Raw genomic sequence first — 12,538 nt, 5'->3', positions numbered from 1 at the left:
TTGCAAGATGTATCTTCGTCCCCTGCACCTTTTTTATGAAACAGGTGAAAATCCGGAAGGCACAAATCTTCATAATGAAGACATGTTAAGAACAAATACGGGGTTGGGATCAAAGGGGATTCGGGCAACAGGCCGTTTATTCTTGACACAGGCGCCATTTTTCATCGAAAGCAGCATCCGGCAGGGTTGTCATTATGGTAAATGCTGGTCTTATTCTCCGCATCAAATGCGGTTAATATCCTTGCACCTGCGGTGAATATAGGCTATAATCTCCGCAAGGAGTGCGAAGAATGAGTGTTTATATCCATGAATTGCCGGACTGGCCACAGTTTCACTGGAGCCAGGAAGCTTTGGCTCAACGCTTGGCTGCTTTGCGTTACAGACAGGGGCAGTTGATCGGACGGATGGAGACCATGGGTTTTTCTTTTCGTTCAGAAGCTGTTTTTCAAACACTGACTCTGGATGTTCTGAAATCAAGCGAGATTGAAGGAGAGATCCTCAATAGGGAGGAGGTGCGATCCTCCATTGCTCGACACCTTGGCATGGACATAGGAACACCGGTATCGGTGTCCGGAAATGTCGAGGGAGCCGTCGAAATGATGATAGATGCCACACAGAAATATGATAAGCCTTTAACAAAAGAAAGGTTGTTCGGCTGGCACACTTCGCTCTTTCCTTCCGGTTACAGCGGGATGAGAAAAATAAAGGTTGGTGATTGGCGAGATGATGACAAGGGTCCAATGCAAGTCGTCTCAGGTCCGGTTGGTCATCAACGTGTACACTTCGAAGCCCCGGCTGCCCATAGGATTGAGGGGGAGATGTCTACATTTCTCGACTGGTTTAATAACAACGGTGATACCGATCTCGTATTGCGGGCATGTATTGCCCACCTTTGGTTTGTAACCATCCATCCTTTTGAAGACGGCAATGGACGTATTGCGCGTGCGCTCGCCGATATGATGTTGGCTCGATCAGAACAGAGTTCACAACGCTTCTATAGTTTGTCGGCACAAATACAGATTGAACGGAACGCCTACTATATTGAATTGGAAAAGGCACAAAAAGGAACACTTGATATAACGGTACAGATAGAATGGTTTCTGGATTGCCTGAACCGCGCGTTTGACGGCGTTGATAGTACACTTGCAACAGTATTCAGGAAGGCCCGTTTCCGGGAAATGCACGCTGGAGCACCAATCAATGACCGGCAGCGTTTGATTCTCAACAATCTGCTGGACGGATTTGAAGGTAAACTTACATCGTCCAAATGGGCCAAACTGGCAAAGTGCTCACAGGACACAGCATTACGCGACATTCTTCATCTTGTGGAACTCGGTATCCTGTTGAAAGACATTGCTGGTGGCCGGAGTACCAGTTATTCGCTAATTTTTCCATAGGGGGAACGTGGGCATCCGCAAATTCAAAAGTATCTCGCTGTCGCTCACTAAAAATACTTTACCGAATATGCAAAAAACCATTGCTCCTACTGTGCAATACAGTGAATAGTAGTTGGTTGATAGTAAAGAGTAAAATACTCGGTACACGGCGAAAAGCATACCAGTCTCCCAACTCTTAATATATTCACCGGCATACTAAAAATCCCTGGCTGGCATTATAACTTTTGACGATTAACACCGATTCATATATATTAAACAGACCATGAAAACACTTATTGTTAAACAGGAACGTATAGGCCCTATAGCGGGCTACCATCCCTGGGCATTTTCCGGCGCCTTTGAATCTATACCGGAAGGTTTGCAGGCAGGTGAACCTGTTAAGCTACTCAGTAAAAAAGGAAATTATCTTGCATCCGGTTATTTCAATTCATATTCGCAGATAACTGTCCGCATCTGGGGTTATGATAAAGACGAAGAAGTGGATGAACGTTTTTTTTCGAAGAGAATTGAAAAAGCCTGGCACATAAGAAAAAAATATGTAGAAGGCCCCTTAACCAATGCTTACAGGGTTATTAACGGTGAAAACGACTTTCTGCCAGGGCTTATTGTTGATAAATACGCTGATTATCTGGTTGTCCAGTTTCATACACGAGGGATTGAGCGCTGGAAAAATGAGATTGTCGTTGCACTTGAAAAAACCCTCAGCCCGAAAGGAATATACGAGCGTTCCGACATGGCTGCAAGGAACATCGAAAACCTTGAAAAAACAAAAGGGGTTTTGAGCGGATCCATCCCGGATATCATCAATATTCTGGAAAACGGTTTTAAATTCTTAGTTGATGTTAAAGGCGGGCAAAAAACAGGTTTTTTCCTTGACCAGCGCGACAAACGTCTGGCATTCATAAAGTATGCAAATAACGCATCTGTCCTGAATTGTTTTTCCTACACCGGCGGATTTTCCGTGTATGCCATTGCAGGCGGCGCAAAAAGGGTTGTCAGCGTGGATACTTCTGAGAATGCTATCGAGCTTGCCAGGGAAAATGTTATCTTTAACGGATTTGATATCTCTAAGTGCGAGTTTGTCTGCGAAGATGTGAAAAAATACTTAAAAAATACGGAAGAGCACTTTGACGCTGTTGTGCTTGACCCTCCAGCCTTCATAAAAGACCGCAGGAAGAAAAAAGAGGGTATTATCGGCTATAAAAGCATTAATGAAATGGCGCTGGGAATACTTTTAAAAAACGGTATCCTGGTAACCTGTTCATGCTCTGCCCATCTTACCTTAGAGGATTTCCGCTATCTCCTTTCGGAAGCAGGCGGGAAGACTCGTAAAACATTGAGCATTCTTGAATGCTATACACACGGTACGGATCATCTACAGCTTGTGCCCTTTCCTGAAGGTGAATACCTGAAATGTTTTTTTCTTTCGGTCTCTCCTCAAGAACTGTAAATTGTCAGATTTACTATACAGGAAATAGCCCACAGGATTGATGGCTTACTAAATAATTTTAAATGCGCTCTTTCATTCAAACAGTTTTTTATGCTATTATTAATTTCAATCTTGTGCGCCCATAGCCCAAATGGATAGAGTGTTGGACTACGAATCCAAAGGTTGCAGGTTCGACTCCTGCTGGGCGCATACTTAAATAAAAATCAGATCTTTATTTCGACAACAGGATTATCTTCGAGGAAAACAGAGTTTCTTTGTGTCTGTATGTACTTATCAATAAACATATTCCTGATCAAACCGGGTTTTTTTGTAGGGATGTTGGCGTGCAGCAGTATCTCGTTCCTGCTAAAAGCGGACGGCAGATTGTTCTTTTCCATAAGTCTGTTTGAATCAAAATTATTTACTGCTATTGGCATTTCATCAGGCAACACCTGCTTCCAGGAATCCGGTTTGCTTACACGGCTCTCCTTCGTAGGTTTCTGTACAACCAAGTTGCCTTGCTGATATTTAGAGGATATTGCCCTTATTTTGAACCCCCGGCAGCAATCTATATTCATTTATGTGTATATTATTTATGTATAATACTTTTATTTTGCTCTAATAATGCCAACTTGTCAATAACAAAATGATAATGATAATAAAATGATACCAAGAATGAAGTGCCCCGAAGCAGAGCTGCGAGGAATCTATTGATTGAAATTAAATTTACAGACAAATAAATAATGTATTAAATACATGGCTTCAAAAAAAAGAATATGTTAAAAAGTTCATAAAAATCGAGGCGGTTTATATGAAAAGTGCGAGGCAAAAAATAATATCTTTTTTTTCAATGCTTTTTCTTATTTTTATAATCCAGACTGTTGCTGTAAAACCAGGCTTTCCTAACAGTAATATACCGGCAGGTTTTGTGAATGTGCAAAAGTTAATCCCCTCGATCATTTTGGATATACGCTATTTCGGCCCCCATAACTTTGTTGGTGAAAATATTGAGGGGTATAATGCCCCGCAATGTTTCCTCACCGAAAAAACAGCGGTTGCGCTATCGAAAATACAGGAAGAATTAAAGGGATTCTCTCTCTCCTTGAAAATTTATGATTGTTATCGCCCACAGAGGGCAGTAAACCATTTCGTGAGATGGGCAAAGGATATTGATGATACAAAAACAAAGAAAGAATTTTATCCGACTGTAGATAAAATAAACCTTTTTAAGGACGGGTACATTGCTGCAAAATCAAGTCATAGCAGGGGCAGCACAGTTGATTTAACCATAGTTCCCGTGCCTGTGCCGAAGCAGGAAGACTATGTCGCCAGCCAGTCGCTTAAGGCATGCTTTCTTCCGTTTGATAAAAGATTCAAGGATAACAGCATTGACATGGGAACAGGCTTTGATTGCTTTCATGAATTGTCCCATCCGGGGAACAGGCAGATCGGATTACAGCAAAGAATTAACAGGATGCTCCTTAAAACACTGATGGAAACACAGGGTTTTAAAAATTACGATCAGGAGTGGTGGCATTTTACGCTGAAAGACGAGCCTTTTCCTAATACTTATTTTAATTTTATAATTGAATAATACAGTTCACAATAATAGCTTCTACAATATATGAATATATGTTAGCCTCTTGAGAAGAATAAAGAGCCGGGGCAACCGCTTGCAGGTTATGGGGAGAAGACAATATGATCTTTGGTAATAAAAGATCCATCATAGGAGGTATTTAATGAAATTTAAAATATTGATAGCCTTTGTTGCTTTTATTCTTACTGCAAATCTTGTCTACGCAGCCAAAACAATAATAGCAACCGGGCATCCTGAATACCCGCCTGTCATGTGGCAGGAAGGTGATAATATCGTTGGAGTGGGCCCTGAAATTGTAAAAATGGCATTCGGGGAGATTGGGATTACCGTTGATTCAAAATTCAAAGGCTCATGGACACAGGTTCAGGAAGGTATTAAAGAGGGCGCCATTGATATGATGGTAGGTATTTACATGACAGCACAATATAAAACATTTATGAACTATTCCGTCCCGTATATGAAGGACCCTGTTGTTATATTTGTAGAAAAAGATAAGACCTTCCCATATAAAAAGTGGGATGACCTGATAGGAAAAAAAGGAACAACTACAATTGGTGATAGTTTTGGAAAGGAGTTTGACAAATTCATTGCCGGGAAACTGACAATCTCCAGATTTCTCAAGGCTGAAGATAATTTTAATAAATTATTATCAGCGGAAGCAGACTATTTTATTTCAGCTTTATATTCAGGACTGGTTGAAGCCGAGAAGCTTGGAATATCCGATAAGATTGAATACCTGCCGGCCTATGCAACAGCAGAAATGTTCTACATCTCGATATCAAAGGAATCTAAATTCATCCGATATCTTCCTCAGATTAACGAAAAGATTGAAAAACTTGTCAAAGACGGTACAGTAGATAAGCTCATTGACGAGAAAATGAAGTACTATTTGGAGGGCATTAAGGGGAAGAGATAATCTCCTGCATCCCCCTTGTAAGGTATTTTTTGGCAAGGTCAATGTAGAGCTGTTTTGCCATACCCCAGTATTCTTCATCTTTTGGGGCTATATTCCGGATAACTTTTGCGGGATTGCCCCCTGCCACAACACCATCCTGTATAATCTGCCTCATCTTTACAACTGAGCTTTCGGCTATGATGGTATTTTCACCGATTTCAGAATATATACTCAAAACAGCTCCCATGCCTATTACGCTCAAGGCCCCGATTTGTGCAGCATGTATAATTACCCCATGACCGATATAGCAGTTATCACCTATTTCCACACTGCCAATGACAAGTACATGTTCGCTTACATACGTATCTTTGCCGATATGTGTTCCTTTTCCATCAAAATGATACAGCAAATATTTACCTTACTTCTTGGATTTAATAATTTGTTTTAATAAAAGGGAATTCTTATCAAGTTTAATATCAAAATAGCACAGATAAATCAATGGGGGTGCTAAGCTCCCCCATTTTCTTGCTGTTATTTTGCCGGTGCTGCTTCTGGAGCTTTTTCTTCCTGTGTCTTTTTTGCTTTTTTTTCCTTTTTTGGCTTTTTTGCTTTCTTTGTTTTCTTTGCTTTCTTCTCGGGGGCTGCTTTTTCAGGTGCAACAACTTTTTCAGATCCTGCTGCCGGCGGTGGAGTTGCCGGTGCTGCCTTCTCCTGTGTAAATCCTGTTGAAGCAAAGACTACACTGATAAGCAATGCAAGAATAATAAGACATGCTTTCTTCATTATTTTTCACCTCCTCTTTTTTTAGCGATCTTTTCATGTTTAATGATAATTTTTGTCCAGTCAATTCTTTATGGATATGACGTATGTTTCAAAATCTTTCTGGTTCATCTTCAGGAAATAATCTATTCGATCATCTGTCCTGAGAAGTCCCTGTTTGATCTTAAAAGTTTTTTTATCATCTGTTTTTTTCTATAATACCATTTCTTATGAAGAAAGAAGAGAGATTTTTATTAAAATAGCGCTCAAATAATTGGTATGAAGGAACTGTCCTTTTTCGAGGTCGGGCTTGTATACGATGCTATTGATAGAGGACACTCACCGGCTCATACTTTGTCCCCTGTATTGCCGGATAAATACCTGCCAGAATGCCCACAGCCGTACTTATAAGTAAGGAAAGGACGATGTTCCCTATGTATAAAGAAAAGGGAAGATGGCTGAAATAACTTACAATCATGGTGATTATAAAACCTACAGACACACCAAGAGCCCCTCCTACTAAAGCCACAATCACAGACTCTGTGAGAAACTGAAGTATAATATCCCTTTTTCTTGAACCTACAACCCTTCTTATTCCGATTTCCAGCTTTCTCTCAGATATGGAAAGAAGCATGATGGCAAATATGCCGAGTCCTCCAATCAAAAAAGAAACAGTAGAAGCAATTATGGTCAGAATCGATACAAGGCGGATGCCCTGTTCCTGTGTTTTCACAATATCGTCCATTGTATAAAGAGAGAAATCATCCTTTTGCTCGGGCTTCATATTGTGTATTTTTCTTATAAACGCCTTAAGCTTCTGTTTCATCTCAATAAGGGAGACCCCATCCTGCACCTTAAAATAAGCGCCTTTAATGTAGTCCACATTACTGTAACGCCTCATAAAAGCATTGATCGGTATGTAAACCTGTAGATCCTGATCCTGTCCGGCTAGATCTGTTCCTTTTTCATCCATCACGCCGATGATCTCTGTAGGCACTCTGTATACCATGATATACTTGCCGATAGGGTCCTCTGACTGAAAAAAATTATCAAAGACCTTATACCCGACTACAGCCTTTTTTTCTGCCTTGATGTCTTCATTATTCGTGAAATGCCTTCCCATAACAAGATCTAAATTCCTTATTTTAAATATAGCGTCGGAAGCTCCTATAATATTCACTGTGAGGGTTTTTTCTTCATATCGGGCCGGGTAGGTAATGTCAAAAAAAGGCACTGCTTCCACAACCCCCGGAAGGGATTCTTTAATCCTCTTTACGTCCCCAAGTTTCAGAGACTTCGATTCACCAAACTGACGCGTACCTCTTCCTGCCACATTGATAACTCCGGATCTTAGAATAATCAATCCTTTTCCAAATTTGCCGATTTCATTATCAATCTGTTTTTTTAAACCATCACTGATATTGCCGAAGGCAACAAGGCTCATGACCGCAAAAAGGATACCGAGAAGGGCGAGACTCATCCTGCCTTTGTGTATTACAAGATTTTGGAAAGCTATTCTGAGATAAAATTTTATTCTATATATCATCCCTTTACGGCCTCGGACCGTTTAAACCTCTTTAACTGTTTGAAATATTGTAAAACCTCATCCCCTTATTGCCTCGATGGGTTCGATTCTGCTCGCCCGCAATGCCGGTTTGAGACCGGAAAGCAAGCCGGTAAGAAAGCTGAAGAGCAAGGCAAAAAATATAACCTTATATGAAAATAACATTGGAATATCTAAGAGCTTTTCTAATGTACCTCCAAGTACCAAACTCAACAGAATGCCTGCTATTCCACCCATTAGAGTTACGAGTATAGCTTCGAAGAGAAAGGAGAGAAGGATGCCCCTCTTTGTTGCCCCGTAAGCTCTCCTGATGCCGATATCTTTGCGTCGTTCCTGTATGGTCAGATAAAAAAGGTTGGCAAGCACAAAACCGCTGACAACAAGAGCCACTATTGCTGCTATTCCAAGGAAAAGAAAAAGCTGACCCGATATCACTGTAACAAATTTCATAATGTCTTTAGAACTCCTTATCGTAAAATCATCCTCTGCTGTCCCTCGAAGACCATGATTGCTTCTCAGTACCGATCTCAAGTCTTCAACAGTCTTGTCTATATCCCTGTTGCTTTTGAGCCTCATCATACCAAGATATCGTTTCTCATTGGCAATCCTGCTCATTACTGTTGTTAAGGGCATGATTACCCTGTCATCAATGTTTGGCCCACCCATGCCGCCTCCTTTTTCTTCAAGGACACCGATGACTTTTGTCGGTCGTTTGCCTACAAGTATTGCCTTTCCAAGGGCGCTTTCATCCTGAAAGAGCTCATTGTACACCTTTGATCCTATAATACAGACTGCCTCTGCATTATTATAGTCATCAACCGTAAATACAGAGCCTGCCTGAAAACCCCACGAAAAGGAATCGAAGTAGTTCGTGGTAGACCCGACTACCTGGGTCTGCCATTTTCTCCCATTATACTGCATCATAACATTCCTTACCTGATAAACCTTCATCAGATCATAAATTCCCTCGACCCTGCTAAGTGAATCTGCGTCCCGGAAGGTTAGACTCATAACTCTCACCCTTGCCGCCCGCTGTCTCTCGCCACCGCCAAAAACCATGATAGAGTCCGGGCCGAGCACTTCAAAGATATCATGGGCCTTCTTATTGGCCCCGTCTATTGTTGTAATAATAATGCAAATAGTGAATATACCGAGGGTAACACCGATGAGAGAAAAGATAACCCTCCCCCGATAATAGTACAGAATCTTCAAAGTTTCTTCAAGAAATTCTCTAATTTGTGATGTCTTGAGAGATAGACCCATCTTCAATCCTTATCAGCCTCTTTCCAAAAGAAGCGAGCTTCGGGTCATGCGTAACAACAATAACGGTCTTGCCTTCTTCGTTCAACATGCAAAAAAGCTCCATAATCTCATTGCCGGTTTTGGAATCCAGCGCCCCTGTGGGTTCATCTGCAAGGATCAGATCAGGATCGTTGATTAAAGCACGTGCTATTGCAACCCGCTGCTGCTCGCCACCCGAAAGTTGCGAAGGTTTATTATGTATTCTCTCTGCAAGACCAAATTTCCCCAGAAGTTGTCTTGCCTTTTCCCTTGGATGTTTTAACTGTTTTGTTGAATAGACAATCGGAATCAGAACATTCTCGATAGCATTGAGATAAGGCAACAAAAAAAACTGCTGGAAGACAAAACCTATATGCATGTTCCTGAATCCTGCAAGGGCCTCATCATCAAGACCGTCGATGCTTTGACCCATGAACTCGTATTTGCCCTCTGTCTGTTTATCGAGCAGACCCACTATGTTCATCAGGGTAGTTTTGCCTGACCCTGAAACACCCATAAGGATAACAAACTCACCCTTCCCTATTTCAAGGTCTATCCCTTTGAGAATAGGAAGTTCACGTTCTCCTATAAAATAACTTTTTTTGATATGTTTAAAAATAATCACTTTTTTACGCCCGTGGTGCTGTTTGTCTGGGCTTTTTTTATAGCAGGTATAACAATTTGTTCTCCCTCAGCAAGTCCTGAAACAATTTCTGTAAAGCTATCATCCCTTATACCAATGGTCACTGCCCTGCGTTCCGACTTACCTTTGCCTTTATTGATATACACCACGTTTTTGCCTTCCTCGAACCGGACAGCATTATTCGGCACAACAAGCACGTTTGTCTTTTCTTCAACGATAATTCTCACATGGGTTGTCATCTCCGGCCTGAGGAGCGCCGCATCTTTCGGGTCTATCTTCACAATGGCAAGGTAATAGACGATATTGTCCTTTATTTCAGGCTGCGGATAAATCATGTCGATCTTCCCTGGAAACCTCTTGTCACGGTATGTATCCACCCAGTACTCAACCTTTACTCCGGGTTTGGTCCTTCCTATATCCGTTTCATCGACATATATCCACATTTCAAGCTTGCTGGGATCGATAATTGTAATGAGAATTGCCGCAGAAAGGCCGGATACAACCGTTTCTCCTTCCTGCGTGGAGACCGTTGATACAGAGCCTGATATAGGGGCATATATCTTTGTATAACTCAAAGAAACTTCAAGGGTTTTAAGTTTTTCAACGGCCTCTTTCACTTTTGCCTTCCCCAACTGCACCATTGCCAGGGCTACATCCAACTCTCTTTTTGCCTTATCCACACTGTCTTTCGTGGTAAATTCCTTCTCCAAGAGCCTTGCCTCCCTTTCATAATTCAGCTTGGCGTAGGCATACTGGGCATCCTTCGACTCCAGATCCCTTTTTTGTTCATCTATCGCTGCTTCAGCATTGCTTACATTTGCAAGGATTTCTCTATCGTCAATCTTTGCTATAAGTTCGCCCTTTTTTACATAATCGCCTACCTGGTATTTTAGATGGGTAAGCGTCCCCGTGGCCCTTGTCCCTACCTTTACAATTGCGCCAACCTGGGCTTTTATGATGCCTGTCTGTTCCGTAAAATATGTTACATTCCCCTTCTTTGCTATAAATGTCTCGCCGCCGATCTTTTCCGATTTACCCTTTTTACCGGTCAGGTAGAATATTAAGCCGCTTGCAACAATGACTATTACGGCAATTATAAGAACAATATATTTTTTAGATAGTTTCATATCAGTTTTCACTCCAGTAGGACACCTTTTCAAGAAAAGCCAAGGCGTTATTTGATTTGTACATGGATACGGCAAGATCTTCCTTTGCTTTTGCCAGATCTTTTTCAGCCTGAAGCAGCGTCAGTATGTCGCCTTTTCCGGCTTTGTATTCGCCAAAGGCCTGATCAAAATTCGATACAGCCTGCCTCAGAAGTTCACTGTACATCCTTATGCTTTCGAGACTCAGTTCATAATCCTTATAGGCCTTTATAATATCAAGCTTCACATTTCTCTTGATTTCTTCAAGCCTGTACTTTGCGGCCTGCACATCCCTTGATGCGCCCTGCATGTTGTAATACCGCCCGACCCCGTCAAAGAGGGGAAAGGTAAAATTGATCATGAACGTATCCTGTCTGTTGTCAGGGAAAAAAGTACTGTCCTGCCTTTGCTGCTGCAACTGCGCGTCAACCTTCGGAAACCATGCGCTTTTCTTCTCATTGTAGGCCATGCCGAGCCTTTCCACTTCCTTTACCTGGACAGCAACATCGGGCCTCTTGCTGATAGCCCTCTGAGCCAGTTCTTCATAACTCCTTTGAAAATTCGGGACTTCAAGCACGCCATCGGCATTCTGCTTTTCGCCGGGGTCCATTAAAAGAAGGGATTTTAAGTCTTCCAGCGCCTTGGCATAGTCTGTCTCCGCATCAACAACATTAATCCTTGCAGTTGTTGCCTGCACCTCTGCCTGCAGCACACCACTCTTCATAGCAATTCCTTCATCAAACCTTGCTTTTGTCAACTCATACACCTTCTTTGCTGTCTCATATGATTCCTGCCGTTTTTCAACCACAGTCCTTTTTCCAAGGGCAGAAAAAAAGGCATTTTTCACATTATAGAGCACATCAACCCTGATCCCTTCCAGCTTCTCCTGCTCCCTGCCCAACAGGGAATAAGAACCTTTTCTTTGAGCATATCGCAATCCTCCGTCAAAAATACGGTATGATACGCTTCCGGTTGCACCGTATGCATCCTGTCCTGTCGTAATACCCGATCCGGTGTTTTGCTTCGGCACATTGTTTAAATATCGCGTATAGGAACTCTGGATATCAACCCTCGGCAGATATGGATCAATCGTTGATATATATGAATATTCTGTTCTTTTCACCGTCTCCTTTTGCTCTTTTATCGGAAAGGAGACATCCATTGCCTTACGAACGGCTTCATCAAGGGTTATTGAAAATGCCTCTGCCGGCATAAACAACAAAACAGCGAGGATACAAAATGTGATTTTTATGGGTATACAAAATGTTTCGCGGTATAAATCATATAAATGGAAGATTTTCAAAAACATGCCTCCTGCTTCGTAGGATAACTGAACAACTGTTCACGTAAACCTTGTTCATTTTATTCGGCAAATGATTTACTGTCAATATAATAATGATTCATGCTTTTTAAAAGCAAATGCCGTGCCAGGAGGCATCTTGTTTACAACTTGTTGCAATGCTTTAAATTTATTTAAATCAGGGACTGTATATTAACGGCCTGTTGCCCAAATCCCCTCAACCTTTGTGAGGGTAACCCAACTATTTCACTACAATGTCCATAATAGTATACAATAAACTGGCATTTTATGCCTTCGTATGATACAATAACTCATCTCAACTACAAGGAGATACATCTATGATGGGTTATCAGCCTCCTTCTCAGGAAAACATATTTATGTATAATATTTATCTTGAAAACAGGGTACGGAAGGATCATCCCTTACGGAGGATAAAAGAACTCATCGACTTTGATTTTATATACAAAGAGGTAGCTGATACATATGGCAAAAACGGCAATGTCTCTGTACCTCCTCCGGTTATCCTAA

14 protein-coding genes and 1 tRNA gene are annotated in these 12,538 nt (G+C 41.5%); 7 read left to right on the top strand and 8 right to left on the bottom strand.

The features are described 5' to 3' along the window. The 4 genes from NT178_00240 to NT178_00225 all read left to right on the top strand — a co-directional run. The coding region (locus NT178_00240; protein ID MCX5810966.1) for a hypothetical protein at positions 1-256 on the top strand (256 nt) is incomplete at its 5' end. A 34-nt stretch (positions 257-290) separates the two neighbouring features. Next, positions 291-1,397, top strand: a complete 1,107-nt coding sequence (locus NT178_00235) for a Fic family protein (protein MCX5810965.1) — start codon at positions 291-293, stop codon at positions 1,395-1,397. Between the two features lie 262 nt (positions 1,398-1,659). Beyond that, positions 1,660-2,847: a class I SAM-dependent rRNA methyltransferase gene (locus tag NT178_00230; protein ID MCX5810964.1), complete on the top strand. Its 1,188-nt coding sequence runs from the start codon at positions 1,660-1,662 to the stop codon at positions 2,845-2,847. 115 nt (positions 2,848-2,962) lie between these two features. After that, positions 2,963-3,036 (top strand) — tRNA-Arg (locus NT178_00225). 14 nt (positions 3,037-3,050) lie between these two features. On the opposite strand, the gene NT178_00220 is transcribed toward NT178_00225, so the two are convergent. Beyond that, on the bottom strand, positions 3,051-3,338 hold the full coding sequence (locus NT178_00220; protein MCX5810963.1) for a hypothetical protein: 288 nt from the start codon (positions 3,336-3,338) through the stop codon (positions 3,051-3,053). A 299-nt stretch (positions 3,339-3,637) separates the two neighbouring features. Between NT178_00220 and NT178_00215 the strand changes: the two genes are divergently transcribed. After that, positions 3,638-4,420 carry a M15 family metallopeptidase gene (locus NT178_00215; GenBank protein MCX5810962.1) on the top strand — a complete coding sequence of 261 codons (783 nt, stop codon included), beginning with the start codon at positions 3,638-3,640 and terminating at the stop codon, positions 4,418-4,420. A gap of 145 nt (positions 4,421-4,565) precedes the next feature. Beyond that, on the top strand, positions 4,566-5,339 hold the full coding sequence (locus NT178_00210) for a transporter substrate-binding domain-containing protein (protein MCX5810961.1): 774 nt from the start codon (positions 4,566-4,568) through the stop codon (positions 5,337-5,339). Here the strand turns inward: NT178_00210 and NT178_00205 are convergent. The 7 genes from NT178_00205 to NT178_00175 all read right to left on the bottom strand — a co-directional run bounded on the left by NT178_00205 (position 5,323) and on the right by NT178_00175 (position 12,013). After that, positions 5,323-5,727, bottom strand: coding sequence for a gamma carbonic anhydrase family protein (locus NT178_00205; protein ID MCX5810960.1), 405 nt, complete (start codon positions 5,725-5,727; stop codon positions 5,323-5,325). The two genes, NT178_00210 and NT178_00205, sit on opposite strands and share 17 nt — an antisense overlap. A 122-nt stretch (positions 5,728-5,849) precedes the next feature. Beyond that, entirely contained in the window at positions 5,850-6,101 is a 252-nt protein-coding gene (locus NT178_00200; GenBank protein MCX5810959.1) for a hypothetical protein, read from the bottom strand. Positions 6,102-6,399: 298 nt separating this feature from the next. Further along, complete coding sequence (locus NT178_00195) at positions 6,400-7,623, bottom strand: ABC transporter permease (GenBank protein MCX5810958.1); 1,224 nt, start codon at positions 7,621-7,623, stop codon at positions 6,400-6,402. A 57-nt stretch (positions 7,624-7,680) separates the two neighbouring features. Beyond that, positions 7,681-8,853, bottom strand: coding sequence for an ABC transporter permease (locus tag NT178_00190; GenBank protein MCX5810957.1), 1,173 nt, complete (start codon positions 8,851-8,853; stop codon positions 7,681-7,683). Between the two features lie 19 nt (positions 8,854-8,872). Continuing rightward, complete coding sequence (locus NT178_00185; protein ID MCX5810956.1) at positions 8,873-9,547, bottom strand: ABC transporter ATP-binding protein; 675 nt, start codon at positions 9,545-9,547, stop codon at positions 8,873-8,875. Then, on the bottom strand, positions 9,544-10,692 hold the full coding sequence (locus NT178_00180) for an efflux RND transporter periplasmic adaptor subunit (GenBank protein MCX5810955.1): 1,149 nt from the start codon (positions 10,690-10,692) through the stop codon (positions 9,544-9,546). Before NT178_00180 ends, NT178_00185 begins: the two co-directional genes overlap by 4 nt. Position 10,693: 1 nt before the next feature. Continuing rightward, complete coding sequence (locus tag NT178_00175) at positions 10,694-12,013, bottom strand: TolC family protein (GenBank protein MCX5810954.1); 1,320 nt, start codon at positions 12,011-12,013, stop codon at positions 10,694-10,696. 335 nt (positions 12,014-12,348) lie between these two features. Between NT178_00175 and NT178_00170 the strand changes: the two genes are divergently transcribed. Then, a partial coding sequence (locus NT178_00170) for a hypothetical protein (GenBank protein MCX5810953.1) occupies positions 12,349-12,538 on the top strand: 190 nt, incomplete at its 3' end.

This window comes from Pseudomonadota bacterium (assembly GCA_026388255.1).
In the GTDB taxonomy this organism is placed as follows: domain Bacteria; phylum Desulfobacterota; class Syntrophorhabdia; order Syntrophorhabdales; family Syntrophorhabdaceae; genus JAPLKB01.
This window is presented reverse-complemented; position numbering and strand designations above follow the sequence as displayed.